Origin of the sequence: Streptomyces sp. NPDC017993, from assembly GCF_044328065.1 — a bacterium.
Lineage (GTDB): Bacteria > Actinomycetota > Actinomycetes > Streptomycetales > Streptomycetaceae > Streptomyces.
This window is the reverse complement of the sequence record NZ_JBIRGO010000016.1, coordinates 85,117-107,781: the sequence shown is the minus strand read 5'-3', so window position 1 is coordinate 107,781 and position 22,665 is coordinate 85,117. Positions and strand designations below refer to the sequence as shown.

Annotated in this window: 21 protein-coding genes; 12 read left to right on the top strand and 9 right to left on the bottom strand. The window is 71.3% G+C overall.

From position 1 onward, the window contains the following. The first annotated feature begins 239 nt into the window (after nucleotides 1–239). On the top strand, nucleotides 240–728 hold the full coding sequence (locus tag ACH4FH_RS27350) for a hypothetical protein (RefSeq protein WP_398558569.1): 489 nt from the start codon (nucleotides 240–242) through the stop codon (nucleotides 726–728). Between the two features lie 31 nt (nucleotides 729–759). Here the strand turns inward: ACH4FH_RS27350 and ACH4FH_RS27345 are convergent, their stop codons facing one another. Continuing rightward, nucleotides 760–1,464: a response regulator gene (locus ACH4FH_RS27345; protein WP_398558568.1), complete on the bottom strand. Its 705-nt coding sequence runs from the start codon at nucleotides 1,462–1,464 to the stop codon at nucleotides 760–762. A 142-nt stretch (nucleotides 1,465–1,606) separates the two neighbouring features. Here ACH4FH_RS27345 and ACH4FH_RS27340 point away from each other — a divergent pair, with 142 nt between their 5' ends. The 4 genes from ACH4FH_RS27340 to ACH4FH_RS27325 all read left to right on the top strand — a co-directional run bounded on the left by ACH4FH_RS27340 (nucleotide 1,607) and on the right by ACH4FH_RS27325 (nucleotide 6,192). Further along, nucleotides 1,607–2,590 (top strand): Bug family tripartite tricarboxylate transporter substrate binding protein, encoded by a 984-nt coding sequence (locus tag ACH4FH_RS27340; protein WP_398558567.1) that lies wholly within the window; start codon nucleotides 1,607–1,609, stop codon nucleotides 2,588–2,590. Then, entirely contained in the window at nucleotides 2,587–3,111 is a 525-nt protein-coding gene (locus ACH4FH_RS27335) for a tripartite tricarboxylate transporter TctB family protein (RefSeq protein WP_398558566.1), read from the top strand. Before ACH4FH_RS27340 ends, ACH4FH_RS27335 begins: the two co-directional genes overlap by 4 nt. A gap of 3 nt (nucleotides 3,112–3,114) precedes the next feature. Further along, nucleotides 3,115–4,680, top strand: a complete 1,566-nt coding sequence (locus ACH4FH_RS27330) for a tripartite tricarboxylate transporter permease (protein WP_398558565.1) — start codon at nucleotides 3,115–3,117, stop codon at nucleotides 4,678–4,680. A gap of 315 nt (nucleotides 4,681–4,995) precedes the next feature. After that, nucleotides 4,996–6,192, top strand: coding sequence for a methyltransferase domain-containing protein (locus ACH4FH_RS27325; RefSeq protein ID WP_398558564.1), 1,197 nt, complete (start codon nucleotides 4,996–4,998; stop codon nucleotides 6,190–6,192). On the opposite strand, the gene ACH4FH_RS27320 is transcribed toward ACH4FH_RS27325, so the two are convergent. Beyond that, a complete protein-coding gene (locus ACH4FH_RS27320) occupies nucleotides 6,154–7,185 on the bottom strand; it encodes a GNAT family N-acetyltransferase (RefSeq protein ID WP_398558563.1) in 1,032 nt (343 codons plus the stop codon). The genes ACH4FH_RS27325 and ACH4FH_RS27320 overlap by 39 nt on opposite strands. A 307-nt stretch (nucleotides 7,186–7,492) precedes the next feature. Between ACH4FH_RS27320 and ACH4FH_RS27315 the strand changes: the two genes are divergently transcribed. The 3 genes from ACH4FH_RS27315 to ACH4FH_RS27305 all read left to right on the top strand — a co-directional run bounded on the left by ACH4FH_RS27315 (nucleotide 7,493) and on the right by ACH4FH_RS27305 (nucleotide 9,730). Next, nucleotides 7,493–7,882, top strand: a complete 390-nt coding sequence (locus ACH4FH_RS27315; protein WP_398558562.1) for a GntR family transcriptional regulator — start codon at nucleotides 7,493–7,495, stop codon at nucleotides 7,880–7,882. 89 nt (nucleotides 7,883–7,971) lie between these two features. Continuing rightward, nucleotides 7,972–8,748, top strand: coding sequence for a dimethylargininase (gene ddaH / locus ACH4FH_RS27310; protein ID WP_398558561.1), 777 nt, complete (start codon nucleotides 7,972–7,974; stop codon nucleotides 8,746–8,748). Nucleotides 8,749–8,767: 19 nt separating this feature from the next. Then, the gene (locus tag ACH4FH_RS27305; RefSeq protein WP_398558560.1) at nucleotides 8,768–9,730 is read left to right on the top strand and encodes a pirin family protein; all 963 of its coding nucleotides are present in this window, start codon (nucleotides 8,768–8,770) and stop codon (nucleotides 9,728–9,730) included. Here ACH4FH_RS27305 and ACH4FH_RS27300 read toward each other — a convergent pair. The 6 genes from ACH4FH_RS27300 to ACH4FH_RS27275 all read right to left on the bottom strand — a co-directional run bounded on the left by ACH4FH_RS27300 (nucleotide 9,658) and on the right by ACH4FH_RS27275 (nucleotide 15,967). After that, complete coding sequence (locus tag ACH4FH_RS27300) at nucleotides 9,658–10,422, bottom strand: pyridoxamine 5'-phosphate oxidase family protein (RefSeq protein WP_398558559.1); 765 nt, start codon at nucleotides 10,420–10,422, stop codon at nucleotides 9,658–9,660. The two genes, ACH4FH_RS27305 and ACH4FH_RS27300, sit on opposite strands and share 73 nt — an antisense overlap. Before the next feature lie 212 nt (nucleotides 10,423–10,634). Further along, nucleotides 10,635–12,434, bottom strand: a complete 1,800-nt coding sequence (locus ACH4FH_RS27295) for a S8 family peptidase (RefSeq protein WP_398558558.1) — start codon at nucleotides 12,432–12,434, stop codon at nucleotides 10,635–10,637. Between the two features lie 50 nt (nucleotides 12,435–12,484). Beyond that, a complete protein-coding gene (locus ACH4FH_RS27290) occupies nucleotides 12,485–12,787 on the bottom strand; it encodes a hypothetical protein (RefSeq protein ID WP_398558557.1) in 303 nt (100 codons plus the stop codon). 246 nt (nucleotides 12,788–13,033) lie between these two features. Continuing rightward, entirely contained in the window at nucleotides 13,034–13,309 is a 276-nt protein-coding gene (locus ACH4FH_RS27285) for a hypothetical protein (protein WP_398558556.1), read from the bottom strand. 147 nt (nucleotides 13,310–13,456) lie between these two features. Then, the gene (locus ACH4FH_RS27280) at nucleotides 13,457–14,569 is read right to left on the bottom strand and encodes a DUF5925 domain-containing protein (RefSeq protein WP_398558555.1); all 1,113 of its coding nucleotides are present in this window, start codon (nucleotides 14,567–14,569) and stop codon (nucleotides 13,457–13,459) included. Nucleotides 14,570–14,728: 159 nt separating this feature from the next. Further along, nucleotides 14,729–15,967 (bottom strand): S8 family peptidase, encoded by a 1,239-nt coding sequence (locus ACH4FH_RS27275; RefSeq protein ID WP_398558554.1) that lies wholly within the window; start codon nucleotides 15,965–15,967, stop codon nucleotides 14,729–14,731. A 325-nt stretch (nucleotides 15,968–16,292) separates the two neighbouring features. On the opposite strand from ACH4FH_RS27275, the gene ACH4FH_RS27270 reads away from it, so the two are divergent. The 3 genes from ACH4FH_RS27270 (at nucleotide 16,293) to ACH4FH_RS27260 (ending at nucleotide 19,763) form a co-directional block, all read left to right on the top strand. Further along, a complete protein-coding gene (locus tag ACH4FH_RS27270) occupies nucleotides 16,293–17,099 on the top strand; it encodes an SGNH/GDSL hydrolase family protein (protein WP_398558553.1) in 807 nt (268 codons plus the stop codon). Nucleotides 17,100–17,361: 262 nt separating this feature from the next. Then, nucleotides 17,362–17,625, top strand: a complete 264-nt coding sequence (locus ACH4FH_RS27265; RefSeq protein ID WP_398558552.1) for a hypothetical protein — start codon at nucleotides 17,362–17,364, stop codon at nucleotides 17,623–17,625. A gap of 398 nt (nucleotides 17,626–18,023) precedes the next feature. Beyond that, nucleotides 18,024–19,763 (top strand): amidohydrolase, encoded by a 1,740-nt coding sequence (locus tag ACH4FH_RS27260; RefSeq protein WP_398558551.1) that lies wholly within the window; start codon nucleotides 18,024–18,026, stop codon nucleotides 19,761–19,763. Nucleotides 19,764–19,805: 42 nt separating this feature from the next. On the opposite strand, the gene ACH4FH_RS27255 is transcribed toward ACH4FH_RS27260, so the two are convergent. Continuing rightward, entirely contained in the window at nucleotides 19,806–21,065 is a 1,260-nt protein-coding gene (locus tag ACH4FH_RS27255) for a type ISP restriction/modification enzyme (protein WP_398558550.1), read from the bottom strand. Between the two features lie 206 nt (nucleotides 21,066–21,271). Here ACH4FH_RS27255 and ACH4FH_RS27250 point away from each other — a divergent pair, with 206 nt between their 5' ends. After that, a complete protein-coding gene (locus tag ACH4FH_RS27250; protein ID WP_398558549.1) occupies nucleotides 21,272–22,663 on the top strand; it encodes an MFS transporter in 1,392 nt (463 codons plus the stop codon). Nucleotides 22,664–22,665: the final 2 nt, after the last annotated feature.

Genomic DNA, 22,665 nt, shown 5'->3' with positions numbered 1-22,665 from the left:
GCTCACCTGGCGCTTCCCGTGCTCCCCCCCTGTGCGCTCTTGCGGGATGACCTTCCGGGTTGCACGGTCGGGGAGGACTGCTCCGGAGGCGCTGCCGGACGGGGAAGGTGGGAGGGCATGTGACCTTGTCATCGCGATGGGCGCGCGAGACGTTCGGCGGCTTGGCCGGTCCGCTCGCGGAAGCCGTTCCGACCTGCCTCGCACGCGCTCACGAACGCGCCAGAGACGGCCATCACGGCGTGCACACCCAGACGCTGGAGGCATACGGGCACGGCTTGCACGCGGTGCAGTACGAGGAGCTGGCAGCCGGGCTGGAGCACCTCGCGGGGGCCACGGCGGTCCGCCTCCAGACCCGGACCGTGATGATCGTCGCCGACCACGTCGTCCATCCGATCCGCTACGCCAAGACCGACGTGCCGGTGACCGCGGCCCGGCTCAGGCGTGCCACCGGCCTCCGTGCGGACCTCATCCGCCGGCACGGGCCGGAACCCCTGCAGATGGAGCTGGACCTCGGGCTCGACGAGGTCGAGGAGCAGGAGGTGCACCCCGACCTCGGGCAACTGCCGCCGGGCGTCGGCCTGGTGCTCGTCGCCTACGCCTGTTCCATGGACCGCGGCGTGATGCGTCTGGAATGGGGCTCCGCGGAGCTGAGAACCGCCGACCGCTATCTGGTCTGGCATCACCACGAGCCGCTCCCGGTAGCGCCCGGCCGGCCGGAGGTCGCATGACGCCGTCCGCGCGTCGGCGCCGGGCGACCGCTCAGGCGATCCAGCGGTAGCGCCGTTCCGGGCGGCCCGTGCCGCCGTAGCGGAGCGAGACCTCCGCGCGGCCTGTTTCGGTGAAGTACTCCAGGTAGCGTCGCGCGCTCACCCGCGACAGCTCGCCGACCGCCGCGCACTCGGACGCGGACAGTCCCTCGGTGTGCCCGCGCAGGGTGCGCTCGACCAGTTCCGCGGTGTGCGCCGCAAGGCCCTTGGGCAGCCCGCGCGAGCCGGGCGGGCGGGTGCCGAAGATCTGGTCGACGTCCTCCTGGCTGGCTTCCTCCAGCCGCTCCAGCCGGGAGCGGACCGCCGCCACATGCCGCAACTGCTCCTGAAGAGAGGTGCGGTGGAACGGCTTGATCAGATAGTGCAGGGCCCCGGCCCGCAGGGCGTCACGGATGATGTGCGCATCGCGGGCGGCGGTGATGAACAGGGCGTCGACGGGCTGCCGCGCCTCGCGGCCGGGCCCCCCGCGGGCCGCTTCCTCCCGGGCACGCAGCTCGCGCAGCACACTCACCCCGTCCATGTCCGGCAAGTACACGTCCAGCAGTACGAGGTCGGGCCGCAGCCGGTCGGCCGCGCGCAGCGCCTCGGCGCCGCTGTGCGCCACGCCCGCCACGGAGAAGCCCTCGGTGGCGGCGACGTAATGGCTGTGCATCTTCGCGACCATGAAGTCGTCGTCGACGACCAGCACCTCGGTCATCGGACGCCTTCCTCCATGACCACAACTTTCATAAGGACCCTTAATACCGGAAGCGAGACGCGAGGTTAACCCCCGGGCAACATGTGGCCCGCATCACACCGTCCACCCCCCGCCGGCCAACCACAGAAGGGTGGTGTCACCTGTGCGTCCGCGCACACCCCTCGCTCTGCTCGCGGCAGCGCTGCTGGTCCTCCTCGGGCCCCCGCTGCTCACCTCCGGCAGCGGCGCCGAGACCGGCACGCAGATCCCCGGCCTGAAGATCATGGTCCCCAACACCCCGGGCGGCGGTTACGACATCACCGCCCGTACGGCCGCCAAGAGCACCGAAGACGCCGAGCTGAACCACAACGTCGAGGTGTACAACCTGCCCGGCGCCGGGGGCACGGTCGGACTGAGCCGGCTGGTCAACGAGCACGGCAACGGCAAACTCGTGATGTCCATGGGGCTCGGGGTGGTCGGCGCGGTGCACACCAATCACGCGCCCTCCACCCTCGCCGACACCACCCCCATCGCCCGGCTGACCGAGGAGCCGGACATCGTCGTCGTCGCGAAGGACTCCAAGTACAAGACCTTCGGCCAGCTGCTCGCCGACTGGAAGAAGCGGCCCGGCAAGATGCCGGTCGGCGGCGGATCCTCGCCCGGCGGCCCGGACCACCTGGCGCCCATGCTGATGGCCAAGGCCGCCGGCATCACCCCCAGGACCGTCAACTACGTCCCCTTCGACGGCGGCGGTGAACTGCTCGCCTCCGTCCTCGGCGGCAAGGTCGCTTTCGGCGTCTCCGGCCTCGGCGAATACCTCGACCAGATCAAGTCGGGCGAACTGCGGCTGCTCGCCGTCACCGGCCCGAAACGCGTCCCCGGATTCGACGCGCCGACCCTCAAGGAATCGGGCGTGGACGTGGAGTTCACCAACTGGCGCGGCATCGTCGCCCCGCCCGGCCTGTCCGCCACCGAACGGGACAAGCTGATCAACCTGTTCACGAAACTGCACGACTCCCCGCAGTGGAAGGACGCCGCCAAGCGCAACGGCTGGATCGACGCCTTCGCGACCGGCGAGACCTTCGGCCGCTTCCTGGACGCCCAGGACCGGCGGGTCGACAGGGTGCTGAAGGAGCTGGGGCTGTGAGTACCTCCGAGACCACCCACCGCACCCTGCGCGAACGGCTGCGCGGCCGCTCCGAACTCGGCGTGTGCGCCCTGCTCCTCGTCCTCGGCATCCTCGTTCTGACCGACGCCGTCACCATGGACACCGACTTCGCCCAGCGCGGCCCGGTGGGCCCGACCACCGTCCCGTTCGTCGTCGGCGGCCTGCTGCTGCTCGTCGCCCTCCTGCTCGCGGTGGACGTGCTGCGCGGCGGCCGCGGTGAGGCCGAGGGCGGTGAGGACGTCGATCTGACCGAGCCGGGCGACTGGCGCACCGTCGCACTGCTCGTCGGCGTCTTCCTCGCCAACGCCGTCCTCATCGGCCCGCTCGGCTTCCCGATCTCCGGCGCCCTGCTCTTCTGGGGCTCCGCGTACGCGCTGGGCAGCCGCAACCTCACCCGCGACCCGCTGATCGCGGCCGGGCTCGCCCTGGCCACCTTCCTGATCTTCAACAACCTGCTGGGTGTCCCGCTGCCCGGCGGCCCGCTGATGGGGGTGCTGTAACCGATGGACTCCCTGAACTCCCTCCTCGACGGCTTCGGTACGGCGCTCACCCCGCTCAACCTGCTGTGGGCCGCCATCGGCGTCCTGCTCGGCACCGCCATCGGCGTGCTGCCGGGCATCGGACCCGCCATGGCGGTGGCGCTGCTGCTGCCCGTCACCTACGGACTCGACCCCACCGGCGCGTTCATCATGTTCGCCGGCATCTACTACGGCGGTATGTTCGGCGGCTCCACCACCTCGATCCTGCTCAACACACCGGGCGAGAGTGCCGCCGTCGTCGCCGCCATCGAGGGCAACCCGATGGCCAGGGCCGGCCGAGGAGCACAAGCACTCGCGGCGGCCGCCATCGGCCACTTCGCCGGCGGCATGATCGGCACGATCCTGCTCGTCGTCCTCGCTCCCACGGTGGCCGCGCTCGCCGTCGACATCGGCGCCCCCGACTACTTCGCCATCATGGTCCTGGCGTTCATCGCGGTGACGTCCGTTCTCGGCAGCTCCCGCATCCGCGGCTTCGCCTCCCTGCTGATCGGCCTCACCCTCGGCCTGGTCGGCCTGGACCAGATGACCGGCCAGCAGCGGCTGACCTTCGGCTCCCTGCAACTGGCCGACGGCATCGACGTGGTGATCGTCGCGGTCGGGCTGTTCGCCATCGGCGAGGCGCTGTGGGTGGCCGCCCACCTGCGGCGCTCCTCCGGCGAGTCGATACCCGTCGGCCGCCCCTGGCTGGGCCGCGCGGAGCTGCGCCGCACCTGGAAGCCGTGGCTGCGCGGCCCGCTGATCGGTTTCCCGTTCGGCGCCATCCCGGCCGGCGGCGCGGAGATCCCCACCTTTCTGTCGTACGTCACCGAGAAGAAGCTCAGCAAGCACCGCGACGAGTTCGGCCGGGGCGCCATCGAGGGCGTGGCCGGTCCCGAGTCGGCGTCCTCCGCGTCCGCGGCGGGCACGCTGGTGTCCATGCTGACGCTGGGCCTGCCCACCACGGCGGTCGCCGCCGTCATGCTGGCGGCCTTCCAGCAGTACGGCATCCAGCCGGGACCGCTGCTCTTCGAGCGGGAACCGGACCTGGTGTGGGGCCTGATCGCCTCCCTGTTCGTCGGCATGGTGCTGCTGCTCGTCCTCAACCTGCCGCTGGCACCGGTCTGGGCGAAGCTGCTGCGGATCCCGCGTCCGTACCTCTACGCGGGCATCCTGTTCTTCGCGGCGGTCGGCGCGTACGCGGTCGGCGGCGAGGCCCTGGACCTGGTGATCTTGCTGGTCATCGGCCTGATCGGGCTCGGCATGCGGCGCTACGGGCTGCCGGTGCTGCCCGCCGTCATCGGGGTCATCCTCGGCCCGGCCGCGGAACAACAGCTGCGCAGGGCGCTGCAGATCAGTGACGGCAGCGCCGCCGGTCTGGTCAACACGCCGTTCGCGGCGACCGTCTACACCGTGATCCTCGTTTTGCTGGCATGGCCCTGGCTCAAGCGGCTGGTGCTGCGGGGGCGGACCGGGCCGGGGTCGGGGACGGGAGAGGACTCGGAGTCGGGCTCTGGCTCTGGCTCTGGCTCGGAGGGTGACGCGAAGGGGTGAGCCGGGGGCTGCGGTCTGCGTGTCCCCGGTCCGCCGACACGCAGAGCGCGATCCGGTAGCCGGTAGCGGCGGTCGGTGAAGGGTGAAGGGTGAAGGGTGACGGGCGGTGGTTTCCGGCGGGGTGAGGCCCGTCTGCCACCACGTGCAACTCACCGGCTGCCGCGGACTGTCGGGCGACCGGCCTCCTCGCGGAACTCCCGGGCCTCCTCACGGACCCTCGGCCGGGACGCTCCGGATTCCGGCCGGTCGGGTCCGGCCCGGGCGCGCGTCCGCTGCTCTCCGGCAGTTGTCAGTGGGCTCCGGCACCATCGGTACATGACGACAGACCAGCCCGCCGACCAGCGGGAAGCGCCGCTGCATGGCACCGAGGCCGCCTATTGGGAGTCCGCCGCCGAGACCTTCGACGACGAGCCCGATCACGGCCTGCGTGATCCCGCCGTCCGCGCCGCCTGGGCCGATCGGCTGCGCTCATGGCTGCCCTCCGAGCCGTCCGACATCCTCGATCTCGGCTGCGGCACGGGCAGCCTGGCCCTGCTCGCCACCGAGCAGGGCCACCGCGTGACGGGCGTCGACCGCTCGGCCGCCATGGTCGCGCGCGCCCGCGCCAAGCGCGCCGGGCGTGAGGCCGACTTCCTCGTCGGTGACGCCGCCGCTCCGCCTGTGGGGGAGCGGCAGTTCCCCGTCGTCCTGGTGCGTCATGTCCTGTGGGCGCTCCCGGATCCGCAGGCCGCCCTGCGGCACTGGGCCGGCCTGCTGGTGCCCGGCGGGCGGCTGGTGCTGGTCGAGGGGCGCTGGGGCGAGGCCGATCCGATCGGCCTCACGGCAGAGGAACTCACCGCCCTCACCGCCCCGTTGGCGTCATCCACCCGTCTGGAAGATCTCTCCCGCGATCCCGTCCTCTGGGGCAAGGAGGTGCAGGACGAGCGGTATGCCCTGATCGCGTACCCGGGCCGCACGCCCCACGCGGCCCCTCCGCGGCCGGATGCGGCCGTCCGACCCGAACGGCCCGTCCGGCACACCGAAGTCGTGGACGTGCACCTCGTGTTGCGCCGAGGCGACGAGGTGCTGCTCGCCCGCCGCTCCGGCACCGGCTATGCGGACGGCCTGCTGCATGCCCCGTCGGGACATGCCGAGGACGGCGAGGACGTGCGGGAGGCCATGATCCGCGAGGCCCATGAGGAGCTGGGCCTGCGGCTGACGCCGGCGGACTTGCGCGTGAGCCTGGTCATGCAGCACCGCGCTCCGGCACCGGCGCAACCCCGCATCGGCTGGTTCTTCGAAGCGGCCTACGGCGCGGGCGGAGAGCCGGAGAACCGCGAGCCGGAAAAGTGCTCGCAGCTGGCGTGGTTTTCGCTGGACGCGTTGCCGGACGACATGGTCGCGTACTGCCGGGCGGGGCTGGACGGCCTGCGGGCAGGCCACCGATTCCTGCTCCACTGGCACCGCGCCGGCGACAGCATCGCCTACGACCCCTCAGCCCCCGGCCGCGCGGTCGCCCTGGACGGGCCGTAGCCGGCCGGGCGGTGGTGGCCGGAGGTCCTGGTCCCGGCCCCCGTCCAGGCCCCCGTCCCGGTCCCGGTCCCGCGAAAGTTCACGCACACATCGCCACTCGGCGCCGAACGGCCGGTAGCCGAAGGCTCGGTTGATGGCCAGCATCGGGGCGTTGGTGGCGTCATTGCCGGTGAAGGCCACGGTGCATCCGGCGTCCCGGGCGCGGCGCAGCGAATCGGTCTTCGCGAGCCGGGCCAGCCCCCTGCCTCGGAAGGCGCGGAGGGTGCCGGTCATGCCCGAGGAATAGCGGCCGAGACCGTCGACCTCGGCCAGGGTGTACGCCGCGACCGCACCGTTCACGGTCACCACCGAGCTGAGGTTCCAGTCGATGTCCGGGTGTTCCCAGGTGTGCAGTAGCCAGTCCTCGTAGGTCATGGCGTCGCACGCGACCTCGCCCGGCTCGTCCGCCGTCGCCTCGGCGTCCGCATCGAACAGCGGGCGCGGGTCGGCCCCGAAGTCCGCGCCGGTGCACAAACGGACACCGGGAGGCATGGGGGAGGGCAGGGGCGGCAGATCGGCGGACCGTAGATCGAGACGGAGGGAGCGGGCCGGGCGGGTGCGGTGGTAGCCGCGGCGCTCCGCGAAGGCGAGCGCACCGGGCTCGTCGAGGGCCCAGGCGTGCAGATGGGTGGCGCCGGCCTCGGTCAGATGCGCCTCGGCCGCGGTCAGCAGCGCCGATCCGACGCCCCGACCCCGGTGCTCCGGGTGCACCTGCGGGGTCGCGGCGCTCTGCCCCGGCAGGCTGCTGTCGTACAGCAGGGCGCTGCGAACGGCGCCGACGATACGGCCGTCCAGCTCGGCGACGAACAACCGCAGACGCTGCGCCGCCGGCGCGCAGGCGACATCCCAGGCAATGCCCTGCGGAGTGGAGAGGAGGAACGGCAGCGCGGCACGCCGCAGGTCTGCCACGGCCTTGGCGTCGGCGGGCCGGAATTCGCGCACGGTGGGCGTCATGGCTGCGGACGGTACGCCGCCCGCTCCCTCTGCGCCTCCCCATTTCCGCCCAGCGATGCACGGTTGCCTCATTCCGGACGCCCCGTCACCGGCATTGGCGAGCCCCGGCAACCGCCGGGGCACGGTGACCACCGGAGGCCACCCGGGGGCGCGCCGGCTCGTAGCCTCCGCGCCACCGGCGCGAATTCGCCCCGATCCCGGTGTGGGCGGCGCTGCTGACGCACAATGGGTGCGACAAAACCGCGCACCGGCGGATGCGGGCACCCCGCGCACCCGCCCGGGCCCCACCAGCACCAGGAGCGCCACCGTGTCCCCCCAGACCCTGACGATCATCATCGACCCGGACGCGGCGGACGCGCCGTACGAACAGGTACGCACCCAGATCGCCGACCGGGCCAGGGACGGTGCCCTGCCGGTCGGCTACAAGCTGCCGACCGTCCGCGGACTCGCCGAAGACCTCGGTCTGGCAGCCAACACCGTCGCCAAGGCGTACCGCGCCCTGGAGTCCGACGGCGTGATCGAGACCCGGGGCCGCAACGGCAGCTTCATCGCGGCCGCCGGCGAGGCCGCGGACAAGGAAGCCGCCGCGGCCGCCGAAAGCTATGCGCGGCGCGCCCACCGGCTGGGCCTGGACCGGCGCGCCGCCCTCGCCGTCGTCGAGGACGCCCTGCGTGCGGCCTACGGAACCGGCACCTGACCGCGCCGCGCGGCGCCCCGCACGCCACCTGAGATGCCCCGGACGCCGGTCCCCCGGCGTGCCGCCCTCCACCCGCCCGAAGGAATCGCATGCCCAGTCAGCAGGCACTCGTCCGCCGTCCCTCTCCGCGTCTCGCCGACGGCCTGGTCACGCACATCGACCGGCAGCCGGTCGACGCCGCCCTCGCCCTGCGCCAGTGGGAGGGCTACGTCCAGGCGCTCCGCGAACACGGCTGGCACACCACCGAGGTGGACGCGGCCGACGACTGCCCGGACTCGGTCTTCGTCGAGGACACCATGGTCGTCTTCCGCAATGTGGCGCTGATGGCCCGCCCCGGTGCGGATTCCCGCAAGCCCGAGACGCGCGCCGCACGGGCCGCGGCCGAGGCACTCGGCTGCTCGGTCAACGAGGTCCGGGCGCCCGGCACGCTCGACGGCGGCGACGTCCTGAAGATCGGCGACACGGTCTACGTCGGCCGCGGTGGGCGCACGAACGCCGACGGCGTACGGCAACTGCGCGCCGCCTTCGAGCCGTTGGGCGCCCGTGTCGTCGCCGTACCGGTGAGCAAGGTGCTGCACCTGAAGTCCGCGGTCACGGCCCTGCCGGACGGCACCGTCATCGGCTACCCGCCGCTCGTCGACGACCCGGCGGCGTTCCCGCGTTTCCTGCCGGTCCCCGAGGAGTCCGGTGCGCATGTGGTGCTGCTCGGCGGTGGCAGGCTGCTGATGGCCGCCAGCGCGCCCAAGAGCGCGGAGCTCTTCGCCGACCTGGGCTACCGGCCCGTCCCCGTGGACATCGGGGAGTTCGAGAAGATGGAGGGCTGCGTGACATGCCTGTCCGTACGCCTGCGCGAGCTGTACGCCTGAACGCGCATATCGTGGCGGTATGAGCAACCTCGATCTCAGACCGGCACCCAACCTGTGCGGGGGGAACGGCCGTACGGGACCGGTCCGCGACGTCCAGCCCGGCAAGCAGGTGCCTCTCGGTGAGAGCACCGTCGTCCGCCGGCTGCTGCCCAACCTCGGGCGGCGGATGGTCGGCGCCTGGTGCTTCGTCGACCACTACGGTCCCGACGACATCGCCGGCGAGCCCGGGATGCAGGTCCCACCGCACCCGCACATGGGCCTGCAGACCGTCAGTTGGCTGCACGAGGGCGAGGTGCTGCACCGCGACAGCCTGGGCAGCCTGCAGACCGTACGGCCCCGCGAGCTGGGCCTGATGACGTCGGGGCGGGCCATCTCCCACTCCGAGGAGTCCCCGCACGGCCACGCGCCACTGCTGCACGGCGCCCAGCTGTGGGTGGCGCTGCCCGGCGAACACCGCAATGCCGCGCCGGCCTTCGAGCACCACGCCGACCTGCCCGTCATCACCGGTGGCGGCGGTCTGTCCGCCACCGTCATCCTCGGTGAGCTGGCCGGCGCCACCTCACCCGGCACCACCTACTCCCCGCTCGTCGGCGCCGACCTCACCCTCGCCGCGGGCACCGACGCCCGCCTGCCGGTCGACCCGGACTTCGAGTACGCGGCGCTGGCAATCTCCGGGGAGACCGAGGTCGACGGGGTGCGACTGGCGCCCGGCGCCCTGCTCTACCTCGGCTGCGGACGCACCGACCTCCCCCTGCGGTCCGACGACGCCGGCAGCCTGATGCTGCTGGGCGGTGAGCCGTTCGAGGAGGAGATCGTGATGTGGTGGAACTTCGTCGGCCGTACCGGCGAGGAGATCGCGCAGGCCCGCGCCGACTGGATGACCAGCTCCCGCTTCGGCGACGTCCACGGCTACGACGGCACCCGGCTACCCGCCCCCGAGCTGCCGCCGGTACCCCTGAAACCACGGGGAAGGGTGCGCTGACCTGCGGCTACGGTGGACACTCGGGTCTGCGTGCGATCCGCGATGTGGGGTGGGACGGCGATGCCCGGGGTGAGCCGCGGGTCCGGTTCGGGGGCGCCCCAGGAGGTCTGGAGGGGGAGGGTGCCGGCCCACACGTCCAGTTCGGCGTCAGGGCCCTCACCGTCGTCCGGCGGGCCGGTGCGAATCTTCACCGACGCCTCGTCGAGGGAGAGGGCGAGCAGTGCGGTGGCGGCCAGTTCCTTGCGACCGGGGCGTCGCGCGTAGTCCCACTGGCCCGGTGCGGCCTGCTCGGTGAGGCAGCGCAGGCCCTTGATCTTCTCGTCGGGGTCGGTGACGGGGCGCGGAGTGCCGAAGACCATGGCGCTGCGGTAGTTGACGCCGTGCTCGAAGACCGAGCGGGCCAGTACCAGCCCGTCGACGTGGGTGACGGTGACACATACAGCTGCCGCGGGGGACGCCACCAGGCTGCGACTGGCGACGGAGCCGTGGAAGTAGAGCGCCGCGCCGTCCGAGCCGTAGACCGTGGGCACCACCATCAGCGTGCCCTCCACCGTCACACCGAGGTGGCAGATGAAGCCCGCGGCCAGGATGGCATCGAGTTCGGCGCGTTCGAGGCTGCCCTGCTCGCGGAGCCGACGGTGGCGAGTGCGCTCGGTCTCCGGCAGCGGCCGGTCGGCAGGGGAACAGGTCAAGGCGGTCCTTCCCGGGCGGTTGCGCAGGCGGTGTGTGGCGACTGAGCCGTGACGGTCCTCGGAACGCACGAAGCTGCTGGCGGGCAGGGGGCTGACTCACGTCGGAGCATACTGATATGGCCCGTGAGTGGCTAGGCGATCAGCTGAATTCGTTGAATGGTTCGCCTGCTGCGACGAATTTCGTTGCGGAGAAACTTGCTGCGGGATGACGGCTAGGGGATGGCGGAGTCCACCATGGCAGCCCCGTCGACCTTGCCCGCCCCCCAGTCGTTGTCGGCCATTGCGCCGGTGAAATTGTCCAAGCGGGCGGAATCGGCCAGCAGTTGCGCGAGTTCGGTCTGGTGGAGGGCAGGGCGCGCCTGGAGTGCGAGAGCGCACACCCCGGTCAGATGCGGCGCGGCCATGCTGGTGCCCGACATGGACTGGTACTGGTTGGTTCCCGCACCTCCCACCAGCGCCGAGGTGATGGCCTGGCCCGGAGCTGCGAGGGTCGGCGCGGCGCGGCCGTCGCGGGTGGGCCCACGGCTGGAGAAGGTGGACAGGTTGCCCCGGCCGGCGCCCTTGGTGATGTAGGACGCGGCGGTGACCACCTTCCGGCTGGTGCCGGGGACGGAGATGGTGATCTCGTCGTTCCGGTGGGGGCCGAGGAACTGGGGGACGGTGAGACCTCGCTCCATCCAGGCGTGCCAGCGGCCGCCCTCGGTCACCGTGCGGCCGGTGAGCGTCAGACCCCAGGTGCCGGGCAGGACCGCCGTACGGCCCGCAGGGTTCAGTTGCACGTAGATCCGGTTGTCGCCGTTTCCGGGGTGGTCGACGACGGAGTCGACGAAGGCCCTGTTCCCACCCGGGAGGGCCATGTCGTGGGTCGTGCCCGGCGTGACTTCCGTGCTCGCTGTGCCGCCGGGAGGCGTGATACGCAGGGAGAGGCGATCCGCGCCGGAGTACCAGATGTCTATCGTGTCCGGCGTCGTGTCGTCGGCGGGCACCGAGAACTGCACGATGTCCTGAGTCCCTTCGCTCACCTGCCCTGTCGCGTGGATACCGGCGTTCGCCGCGTTGCCCGCGGACTTGACCAATGCGTGCCCCGCGTCGCGGAGCAGATTGTCGATGCCGACTTCGAGCAGGCTCGACCCGTCGTGCGGCCCCAGGTTGTCCCCCTGGCTGATGTTGATCACAGCCGGCCGGCCGAGAGCCTCGGCGACATCGAAGACGTAGCGCACGGCATCGAGGGTGCTTGCCGAGTCGCCCATGGCTTCGGTGGTGACCTGGTTGGCCACCACGACCAGTTCCGCCTCGGGTGCGACACCGATGAAGGTGAACTCGGGTTGTCCGTTGCCGGCTGACGAGCCGTCGCCCGCGGCGATGCCCGCCACATGCGTGCCGTGTCCGACGGAGTTGTCCATGTGCCGGACGACGTCCAGCGGGTCCGGTGCCAGGAGCGCGGCGTCGATGGCGGGGCGCTGGTACTCGACGCCGTAGTCGAAGGGGGCCGGTGAGACCTCCCCGGCCTTCGGCGTCAGATTCTGATCCCAGATACGCAGAATGCGGGTACTGCCCGTCGGTCCGCGGAAGCAGCCGTGGCGCCAGTCGATGCCGCTGTCGATCACTCCCACGATCACTCCGGTGCCGCGGAACGAGGGTGGGCCCGCGTGCACCTCGTCCGCGTTGATCTCCGGCAGGGACGCGTCCAGTTCGGGGAAGGTCGGGCGGGACGCCTCGACGTGGGCGACGGCGGCCAAGTCGTCGAGCTCCGCGAGACGATCGACCCCGACCTCGCCGCTGAGGACATCCCCGGCCCGGGTGAACACCGACATCCCGAGGCCCCGGAGGGTCTCTTGTGCCTCGGGCCCGTCACCGCCGTGCCCCTCCGCGAGCCGTACGAGTACGCGTACCCGCGGCGCTTGGACACCTTCAACCGTGAGGCCGAAGCGGCCGGTGGATTCCAGGAGGGCGAGATCCGCCCGCCCGTTCTCGGCCTGGGACGTCAGGAATTTCAGTCGTGAGTCGAGCATGGGAAAGCTTCTCTCTGACAGACCACCGTTCCCTTGTGGGGGCCGAGTGATCATTTGTCAGGTGCCCCGGTGCCCATCTCGCGGTGGAGTGGCTCGGACAGCTCCACATGGTCGACACAGTCAAGTTCTGTCAGACGCCCGAGGCTCTCGGGCGTGAGGCTCGCGGTCACCACGTCGCCTGCGATGGTGTGCACCCGCGCGCCGGCGTCGGCGATGCCTCGTCGCTCTTGCTCGCCGGGCTCACCCGTCAGTCGGACAAGTACCCTGAGGGGAGTTGTGGCGGCTGATTCGCGGGCCGGGTCCGCGGCGAACAATGCGCGCCGCGCGGCGGAGCCAAGCTTCTCAGTGCGCATATTCCTCACCTTGCCTGCTCCGGTGAGTGACCCGTCTCCCTCCGGATTGCGCGCTTCTGCACCTCTTCTTTGCGTGGACGGCTGCATATGCCGTACTTCAACGGTACGCAGTGCACGCGCCTCCCGCCACCGTGCGCGCCGGGCCACCTCGCACACCTGCCGCACGCCGGCAGGTCGTTGACCGTTCGACCGTGCCGGCGTGCTCACCACCGGTCGTGCGGAGCGCCGCAGCGATGGGCACACGCCTCACATCTGCTGCGGGAAGACGTAATAGGACTCCAGCGGGCCCCCGCTGATGTGCACCAGTCTGACGAATGCCACCTGATCGTCGTCATTCGACAGGTGATCGAGAACTCTGGTGTCGATGCAGACGCCGTTCACCTTGAACTCGGGCTCCAGCCGTTCTCTGATGAACTTCTCCGGGTCGGCGCTCAGGGTTTCCCAGTCCCCTTCGTCGAGTTCTATCTCGAAGGTTTCGAGAGGGTACGACTGCGCCTCGCTTTTTCGGATCGCCTTGGCCATGGCGCGCGCTCCTTCCGAAGAGAGCTCTCCCCTCCTTTCAGCTTGCGCTCTCCAAGAGCCCGGGCAAGTCGAGTGCAGGCGACCGGGCTTCCTTCCGTGGGAGGAAGCCCGGTCATGCGAGCGGGATTTCGCACCGAAGCGTGGCGACTACAGATACATCCCCGCGTCCGCCCCCGAGTCCTGGGCCGGGACCGAGGCGGGGCGGGTGCCGCGGCGCAGGGCGTAGAGCTCGGCGAGGGAGGCGCCCTCGCGGCCGATGCCCTCCTCGGTTCCCAGCCAGTTCACCGCCTCGGTGCGGGTGAGCGGGCCGACCTCGATCCGGGCCAGGCAGCGGCCGGGGCGGACCACCGCGGGGTGCATGCGCTCCAGATCCTCGTTGGTGGTGACGCCGACCAGGACGTTGCGCCCCTGGCCCAGCAGACCGTCCGTCAGGTTGAGCAGCCGCGACAGTGCCTGGCCCGCGGTGTGCTTGGCCTCGCCGCGGATGAGTTCGTCACAGTCCTCCAGGAGCAGCAGACGCCAGCGGCCCTTGCCGGTGCTGTCCTCCTCCCCGATGGCGATGTCCATGAGGTAGCCGACGTCGTTGAACAGCCGCTCCGGGTCGAGTACGCAGTCCACCTGGCACCAGTCGCGCCAGGAGCGGGCCAGGGTGCGCAGCGCGGAGGTCTTGCCGGTGCCGGGCGGGCCGTGCAGCAACAGCAGTCGGCCGGCGATCTCCTCGGGGGCCACCTTCATCAGCCGGTCCATGGCGTCGGCCACCGGCGCCGTGTAATTGGGGCGGATCTCGTCCCATGTTCCCGCGGAGATCTGCCGGGACGTCCGGTGCGGGCCTCGGCGCGGTGAGAAGTACCAGAACCCCATCGCGACGTTCTCCGGCTGCGGCTCCGGTGCGTCCTCCGCGCCGTCCGCCGCCTGCCCCAGCACCTTCTGGGCCAGTTCGTCGCTGACGGCGGTGACCGTCACATCGGCCCCGCGGTTCCACCGGGAGACCAGCAGGGTGAACCCGTCGCCCTCCGCGAGGGTGGCGCTGCGGTCATCGTCGCGGGCCGAGCGCAGAATGCGCGTGCCGGGCGGCAACAGGGTCAGCCCGGACTTCACCCTGTCCACGGAGCGGCTGCGGGCGTACGGCTGCTCTCCCTTGGCGAACCGCCCCAGAAAGAGCGCGTCGATGACATCGGAAGGGGAATCGCTGTCGTCCATGTTCAGACGGATCGGAAGGGACTCCTCGGCGGCGGACGGCTGGACGTGATCGGCAGACATGCCGCCATGATCGGTCACGGTCCCCCGTCCGGCACGCGGATTATCGCGGTGTTTTCCCCGGACAGAACAGAACCGTTACGTGGAAACCGGGCATCCGGGTCGCGGGACGCGCGGAAGAGCCCCGGGCGGTGTGCCGCCCGGGGCGCCGAGGTGACCGTGCTACGGGACGATCTTGAGCAGCTTGTTCGGGGATCCGGTGCCCGGGTTGGTCACGACTCCGCCGGTGGCGCCGCCGGTCAGGGCCGTGGCGACCGCCGCCGGGGTGGCGGTCGGGTGGCCGGCGAGGTAGATCGCGGCGGCGCCCGCCACGTGCGGGGACGCCATCGAGGTGCCGGAGATGGTGTTGGTGGCGGTATCGGTGGTCTTCCAGGCGCTGGTGATGCTGCTGCCGGGCGCGAAGAGGTCCACGCGCGAGCCGTAGTTGGAGTAGCTCGCGCGCGCGTCGGTGGAGGTCGTCGCGCCGACCGTGAGCGCCTCGGGGACGCGTGCGGGGGAGTAGTTCTGCGCGTTCGCCCCCGAATTGCCGGCGGCGACGGCGTAGGTCACCCCGCTCTTGATGGAGTTCTGCACGGCCGTGTCGAGGGCCGCGTCGGCGCCCCCGCCCAGCGACAGGTTCGCCACCGAGGGGCCGCTGTGGTTCTTGGTGACCCAGTCGATGCCCGCGACGACCTGGGCGGTGGTCCCGGAGCCCGCGTTGTTCAGCACCCGCACCGCCACGATCCTCGCCTTCTTGGCGACGCCGTAGGAGGTGCCGGCCGCGGTCGCCGCGACATGGGTGCCGTGCCCGTTGCCGTCCTGGGCGGTGTTGTCGTTGTCGACGGCGTCGTAGCCGTTCGCCGCCCGCCCGCCGAAGTCCTGGTGGGTGATGCGGACGCCGGTGTCGATGACGTAGACGGTGGAGCCGGAGCCCGCGGTGTCGGGGTAGGTGTACTTCTGGTCGAGCGGCAGGTTCGTCTGGTCGATCCGGTCCAGCCCCCAGGACGGCGGGTTGGTCTGGGTGCCCAGGGCGTGCAGGGTGCGGTCCTGGAAGACCTGGTCGACGGCCGGGTCCGCGGCCAGCCGTCTCGCCTGCGCCGCGGAGAGCGTGGCGGCGTATCCGTTGAGGGCCGCGGTGTAGGTGTGCCGCACGGTGCCGCCGTACTCGGATATCACGCTTCTGCCGTGCGCCGAGGCGGATGTGAAGCCGGCGTCGCGCTTGAGGGTGACGAGGTAGCTGCCGCGCACCGCGTCGGCGGCGCCGGCACCCACGACGGTGCCTTCGGCGGGCGCCGCGTGGGCGGGGAAGGACAGGGCGCCGAGTGCGGCGGCGGCCGTGGTCGCGGTGAGCGCCGCGGCGATCCGCAGTTGGGCCGAACGCTTCGGGGTGGAGCGCGGGGTGGTGTTACGCATCACTGCCATCGCGAGGGAGTCCTCCTCATCGGTGGCGCGCCGTGGTGCGCGCGCAAGGGCTGTGGCGTACGGGGTCGTACGCACCGGGCGGTGCGGAGGGGTCCGTTGACCGCCCGTCAAAAGGTTCGGCGAGCGGCCCTCGCGTATCAAGACTTCTGTCGGGATGTCATATGCACGTCATAGCAAAGCAATGTCAGCCCCGACATGGCATCTGAGATCCCCATGGATCGTCAGATTTGCCGTGAAGCATGCATCAGCTTTGGCATGGACACTTCCGGTTACCGGTGAGTCCTGCTACCACGGATGAGGCAGAGACCCTGCTGAGGGAGGTTCCATGAGACTGTCCCGATTCGCGGCCACGACGGCCGCCTTCTTCGTCACCACGGCGCTCGCGCTCACCGGCACGAGCGCCGCCGCATCCGGCCAACAGGCCGCAGCCACCGGCTATACGGCCCTAGGCGACTCCTACTCCTCGGGAGTGGGGGCCGGTAGTTACGACAGCGCGAGCGGCGACTGCAAGCGCAGCACCAAGGCCTACCCGGCCCTCTGGGCCGCGTCGCACTCACCCTCGTCCTTCCGGTTCGCCGCATGCTCAGGTGCTCGTACGGGTGATGTCCTGAACAGCCAGCTCTCCTCGCTCGACAGCACCACCGGGCTCGTCAGCATCACCATCGGCGGCAACGACGCGGGCTTCGCCGACACCATGACGACCTGTGCGCTCAGCTCCGAGAGCGCCTGCCTCGCACGGGTCGCCCAGGCCGTCGACTACGTCCGCAACACCCTGCCCGCCAAGCTCGACGGGGTGTACACCGCCATCTCCCAGAAGGCCCCGTCCGCCCGCGTCGTCGTTCTGGGATACCCGCGCTTCTACAAGATCGGCGGCAGCTGCATCGCGGGTCTTTCGGAGAAGTCCCGCACCGCGATAAACGGTGCCGCCGACGAGATCAACGGCGTCACCGCCAAGCGCGCCGCCGACCACGGCTTCTCCTTCGCCGACATCAACACCACCTTCGCCGGCCACGAACTCTGCTCGGGCGCCGCCTGGTTGCACAGCGTGACCTACCCCGTCCTGGAGTCCTACCACCCCACGGCCACCGGACAGTCCAGCGGCTATCTGCCCGTGTTCGGCGGCGCCGCGTAATCTCCCGCACACCCGATGCCGAGGAGGGGCCGGAATCCGGGCCCTCCTCGCGTTCCCGACCGCCGCTCGTGTCAGGTGCCGTCCGCTGCCCGACGGGCAATCAACTTGCCCTGGCCAATGCCTTGTACGCGATGTTCCGTATGGTGTTCGTCAACGTCGAAGCGAGGCAGGTGGATCCGTTGAGCGGTCTGCACGCGTGTCCTCCAAGAGAGATAGGGTTACCCTGCCCGGGCCGGGTGCCCTCGTACGGGTGGGGAGAGTCATGGAACAGATAACAGTGCGCAGCAGGGCGCGAGTCCCTGCCATCAACTGCGGTAGCGGCGCGTCCAGTGCGCGCCTCGACCGTCACCTCGCGGTGCTGGGCGGTCCCGCCGTCCCGCAGCGTGAGGCACAGGGTGCGACGTCATTGATGCAGGAGCTCACCGCTCGTGATCACTCGCGCACGACAAGGAGCCGCGGGGCCAGGGTTTCGCTGTTCGCACCGCTGCGCAGGCTGCGGCGTTCGCTGTTCGGCGGCCACGGCTGACCGTAGTACCCCTGAAGTAAATACCTCGGGCGACCACACCGTCCCGGCGCAGCGCTGCGATCCGATCGCGCATCAGGCCAAGGGCGTCACGCAGCGCGTCGGTGTGCTCGCCGGAGGCAGGAATCCTTCTCTCCGGGGCGCTCCGACGGCCTTCCCCTCACCCGGAGTCCGTCCGGCGCCCGGATACGACCACCCGTCCCCGTGACGGGTGGTTTTTTCTGTCTGCCCATGGTCGCCGGGCGCGCGCCCCGCCGAGGCGCCTGTGGTGGTGCCCGTTCTTCGATGGTTCCTGCCGTTCCGTAACTCCACTGTCACTGCGGGCTGTTGACGAAGCAATCATTCCGGGTCAGGGTGCTGATCGCTTGTGCCGTACAACTACCTCACTCCCGGAGGCGCTTGTGTGCGATCTGCACGACCATCACGAGCACGACGACCCCACCCTCACCTCGGCCGCCGGCGGCCTCAGCCGGCGCCGGATCATGCAGCTGCTCGGCGCCGCGGGCGTGGTCGGCGGGGTGACGGCCGGGGGTACGGACCCGGCCATGGCGGCGGCCGCGGACACCGCCGATGCGGACGGCGGGTACCGGCCGCCCACCGGCGTGGCGAAGGACAGCCCCGCCAAGGCCGCCGCCCTCGCCTGGATCGACGGCGAGGCCGCCGCCATCACCGGGTTGAACGACGAGATATGGCAGCACGCCGAGCTGAGCCTCCGGGAGTGGAAGTCCTCGCTGGCGGAGGCGGAATTCCTGGAGCGAGCCGGGTTCGACGTGCGCTTCGGTACCGCGGGATTCCCCACCGCCTTCACCGCGACGTTCCGTCAGGGGAGCGGCGGCCCGGTGCTCGGCTTCAGCGGGGAGTACGACGCGCTCCCTGGGCTCTCCCAGCACAAGGGCGTCGGGCACCACGATCCGCGGGAGTACATCCACGACCCGTTCGCCCCCGGCTACGGCCCCGGCCACGGCTGCGGACACTGCGCACTGGGCACCGCGGCCGCGGCGGCCGCCGTCGCGGTGGCGAAGGCGGCCCGCACCCACCGGTTGCCGGTCACCGTGAAGTTCTTCGGCTCCACGGCCGAGGAGCAGCTGATCGGGAAGACGTACGCGGTCAGCAAGGGGGTGTACGAGGGGCTGGACGCCTTCCTCGACTGGCACCCGTCGACGTCCAACGCCACCGGCTGGGGCACCACCACCGCGATGACCGCGGTCACCTTCACCTTCCTCGGGGTGGCCGGCCACGGCGGCACGCCGCTCGGCAACAAGAGCGCGCTGGACGCCGCCGTGATGATGGCGACGATGTCGGAGTTCCTGCGCGAGGAGAACCTCGCGCCGTCCGGCCGGCTGCACTGGGTCATCAACAACGGTGGTGACATCCCCAACGTCACCCCGGAGATCGCCGAGATCTCGTACTACGTGCGCGAGGGCAGCCCGGAGCGGGTGCAGGTGCTGCTGGACAAGGTCATCGCCATTTCCGAGGCCGCCGCCAAGGCGAGCCGCACCCGGGTCCAGCACAAGATCACGTCGGCGTGCTGGAACCAGTTGCCGTCCCGCTCCTTCGCGGAGCTGATGCACGACAACATGCGCACCATCGGCCCGCCGGACTTCGACGACGACGCGCAGCGGCTCGCGAAGGAACTGCAGAAGTCGCTGGGGCTGCCGCAGAAGGGCCTGCACGACGAGATCGGCGCCCTGACCCCGCCCAACCCGGTGTTCATGGGCGGTGGTTCGACCGATGTCGCCGACATCAGCTGGCAGGTTCCCACCGTGTCGATGGGCGCGGCGCTGGCCCCGGTCGGTACCAAGATGCACACCTGGTCCACGGCTTCCTGCGCCGGTGCCGGGCCCGGCCACGCGGCGCTGCTGGCCGCCGCCAGGTACCTGGCCGCGACCGCCGTCGACCTGCTCACCCAGCCGGCCCGGCTCAAGGCCGTCAAGGACGAGTTCGCCCGGCGGACCAAGGGCGTGACCTGGCGGACCGCGCTGCCGGACGGCTATGAGCCCCCGATGTACGAACCGCCCGCCTGGTTCCTGGAGCGGACGGGGCAGAGCTGGCCGCCGAAGAACATCACCTGGCCGCCGAAGCGGGTGGTCAGCCAGGAGACGTTCTCCTCGTTGGGGCCGGAGTTGGCGCCCCAGGAATGAGCACAGGGACGTGACGAGCGCCGGGGCGCGTGCCCCGGCGCCTCACAACAGGGCGAACTGCCCCTCGGGCCCCTCTTCGTGGTGGTCCAGTACGGATGCCGGACGCCGCGCCGAGAGCGGCGCGGGCAGGACTCCGGCCGCCCGCAGCTCGGCCGCCCCGATCTCCGGCCCGTCCGCGGTCCGCCGGCACAACTCCGCGGTCGGCGCCCGTAGTTCGGCCAGCAGCGCCAGGACGGTGATCAGCTCCAGCAGGTCCGAGGTCCACTCCTGCGGCCAGGTCGCGGGGCGCAGCGCCGCCAGCGAACCGGCCTCGGCCGGCTCCTCGCCCGCGCCGGTGCGCTGCGCGAACCAGGCGTCAAGGACGCGTACGCCGCCCGCGTGGTAGTCCCAGGCGCCCGGCGGGACCGGCGCGATCCGGCCGCTGCCCAGCAGCAGCGCCTCGTCGTCCCGGTCGTAGGCGAGAGTCTGCGGCAGTCCGCGCTCGGGGAGGGCGGAGCGTACGTAGGGCCTACGTCCGCCCGGCATCCGGGGTCGCTCCGCGGTGCGCGCCCCGGCGTACGCGGGCTCTTCGCTCGTACGGGCGCCCCGGGTGTGCAGCCACAACAGCCGTCCGCCGAGGGCCACACCGTCCTCCCAGATCGCCGGATCGGCGGGGAGCGGCACCACGCAGCCGTCGGGGGAGTGGCGGGCGCTCGCGGTGATCCAGGCGAGGAGTTCGGCGGGGGCGGCCGGGCGTCCCAGCCTGCGGCCGAGCAGGTCGAGCAGGCCCGGTGCGAGGTTCGGCTCGACGCCGCCGGGCCGTCGGTAGAGCGGGTGGATCCGGCCAGGACGGCCGGCCGGCGACCGCCCGTCCGGGAGCACCGCGGAGCACACCACCGCGGGGCCAGGCACCTGGGGCACCGCTCCCCACGCGACCGCGAACAGCTGGCGGTCGTCCGCCACCCGCCACAACTCCGGCCGGGCGGTGTCGATCAGCCGGTGGTCGGGCAGCAGCCACTGCTGATCGAAAGGGCCGTGCAGCACCCGCTGGGGCGCGGGGCACGGACCGTCCGCCCGCAGCAGCCGCTCGGTGGGGGTGGCCTGGCCGGGCAGCTGCCCCACGGCGGAGTGCAGTGTCCGGGCCCTGGACGGCCGGAACAGCCGCTCACGGGCCGCCGCGTCCTCGGCCGCCACCAGCCGCTTCCAGCGGGCCGTGAGGACCGCGGGGTCCGGCCCCATGACCCAGGAACGGCCGAGCCGCAGCGGCGCCACGGACCACGGCATCAGATCGGACAGCCGTGGCGTGTCCTGCTTCGCCGTCACGCGGAGCCCCTCCCGGACCGTTCGGTTGACCCCGGCATCGTAACCAGGGGCCGGTGGCCGCGCCGGATCCTTCGCCCCGGAGCACTCCTGCCCATGCGCCCTTCCGGTAACTGATCTTGGAGGGGTACCGTCCACGCGGTACGCCCGAAGCGCGGTGCGGCGTGGCTCCGCCCTGCGCGTGGGACCTTGCTCAGGGGAGGACCGCCATGCCGGACACCGTCTCCCCCACGCCTGACCGGCGCGGGGGAACCTCCATCGGCGCTCGCGCCGCGGCACGGCTCGACCGGCTGCCGCCGTCCCGATGGCACCGCCGGATCACCCTCATCGTCGGCATCGGCGCCTTCTTCGACCTCTACGAGATCTTTCTCGGCGGCGTGCTCGGTGCGGTCCTGGCCGAACAGTGGCATCTCGGGCACACCGGGAAGTCCTGGGTGATCGCCTCGGGATTCCTCGGCATGTTCGTCGGCGCCAATGTGCTGTCGGTGCTCGCCGACCGCTTCGGGCGGCGCCGGATGTTCATGCTGAATCTGGGCGCGTACTCGCTCTTCTCCCTGCTCTGCGCGTTCGCGCCGAACCTGGAGTGGCTGCTCGCGCTGCGGTTTCTCGCCGGGCTCGGCCTCGGTGCCGAACTGGTCCTCGTCGACACCTATCTCGCCGAGTTCCTGCCGCGTGCGGTCCGCGGCCGGTACATCGCCTATGCGTACACCGTCGGCTTTCTCGGTGTGCCGGTCGCCGCGCTCCTCGGGGCACGGCTGGTGGCCGAGCAGCAGCTGCTGGGCATGGAAGGCTGGCGCTGGCTGCTGGTCGCCGGCGCGCTGGGCGCCGGCTTCATCCAGCTGATGCGTAGCCAACTCCCGGAATCCCCGCGGTGGTTGACGGTGCGCGGGCGGACCGACGAAGCCGACCGGATCGTGTCCCGCATCGAGGAGCGGGTGGCGCGGGAGACCGGCACCAGCCTGCCGTCCGTCCCGGAGGTGGAGACCGTTCCGGAGCGGAAGGTGCCGCTGGGGGAGATGTTCCGCGGGGACTTCCGCCGGCGCACCGTCATGTGGTGGATCTTCCAAGTCCTGCAGACCGTCGGCTACTACGGCTTCGGGTCGCTGGCGCCGGTGGTGCTCACCGAGAAGGGCCACACCGTCACCGCGTCCCTGCTGTACGCCGCGCTGAGTTTCTGCGGCTATCCGCTCGGGTCTGCGCTGTCGATCCCGCTCATCGACCGGATCGAGCGCCGCACGCTGATCATCGCCTCGGCGCTCGGTATGGCCGGCTGCGGGCTGGCCTTCGGCTTCGCCTCGGCCACCTGGGCGATCGTCGCCTTCGGTTTCGGCCTGACGGTGTGCAGCAACATCTTCTCCAACGCCTTCCACGTCTATCAGACCGAGATCTTCCCGACGGGGCTGCGCAGCAGCGCGATCGGCATCGCCTACTCGCTGTCCCGCCTCACCTCGGTCGTGCTGCCCTTCGTGGCGCTGAGCGTGCTGACCGACCTCGGGGCGGCCGCGGTGTTCGCGGGGTCCGCGATGCTGATGGTGCTGCTGTGCCTGGACGTCGCGCTGTTGGGGCCGCGCAGCACGGGGCGGAGCCTGGAGCGCATCTGAGC

Bases quoted from the DNA above. Each gene is read 5' to 3' on its own strand.
- ACH4FH_RS27345 (WP_398558568.1), bottom strand. From the start codon at position 1,464: ATGACCGAGGTGCTGGTCGTCGACGACGACTTCATGGTCGCGAAGATG.
- ACH4FH_RS27330 (WP_398558565.1), top strand. From the start codon at position 3,115: ATGGACTCCCTGAACTCCCTCCTCGACGGCTTCGGTACGGCGCTCACC.
- ACH4FH_RS27325 (WP_398558564.1), top strand. From the start codon at position 4,996: ATGACGACAGACCAGCCCGCCGACCAGCGGGAAGCGCCGCTGCATGGC.
- ACH4FH_RS27320 (WP_398558563.1), bottom strand. From the start codon at position 7,185: ATGACGCCCACCGTGCGCGAATTCCGGCCCGCCGACGCCAAGGCCGTG.
- ddaH (WP_398558561.1), top strand. From the start codon at position 7,972: ATGCCCAGTCAGCAGGCACTCGTCCGCCGTCCCTCTCCGCGTCTCGCC.
- ACH4FH_RS27305 (WP_398558560.1), top strand. From the start codon at position 8,768: ATGAGCAACCTCGATCTCAGACCGGCACCCAACCTGTGCGGGGGGAAC.
- ACH4FH_RS27295 (WP_398558558.1), bottom strand. From the start codon at position 12,434: ATGCTCGACTCACGACTGAAATTCCTGACGTCCCAGGCCGAGAACGGG.
- ACH4FH_RS27290 (WP_398558557.1), bottom strand. From the start codon at position 12,787: ATGCGCACTGAGAAGCTTGGCTCCGCCGCGCGGCGCGCATTGTTCGCC.
- ACH4FH_RS27285 (WP_398558556.1), bottom strand. From the start codon at position 13,309: ATGGCCAAGGCGATCCGAAAAAGCGAGGCGCAGTCGTACCCTCTCGAA.
- ACH4FH_RS27280 (WP_398558555.1), bottom strand. From the start codon at position 14,569: ATGTCTGCCGATCACGTCCAGCCGTCCGCCGCCGAGGAGTCCCTTCCG.
- ACH4FH_RS27275 (WP_398558554.1), bottom strand. From the start codon at position 15,967: ATGGCAGTGATGCGTAACACCACCCCGCGCTCCACCCCGAAGCGTTCG.
- ACH4FH_RS27270 (WP_398558553.1), top strand. From the start codon at position 16,293: ATGAGACTGTCCCGATTCGCGGCCACGACGGCCGCCTTCTTCGTCACC.
- ACH4FH_RS27265 (WP_398558552.1), top strand. From the start codon at position 17,362: ATGGAACAGATAACAGTGCGCAGCAGGGCGCGAGTCCCTGCCATCAAC.
- ACH4FH_RS27250 (WP_398558549.1), top strand. From the start codon at position 21,272: ATGCCGGACACCGTCTCCCCCACGCCTGACCGGCGCGGGGGAACCTCC.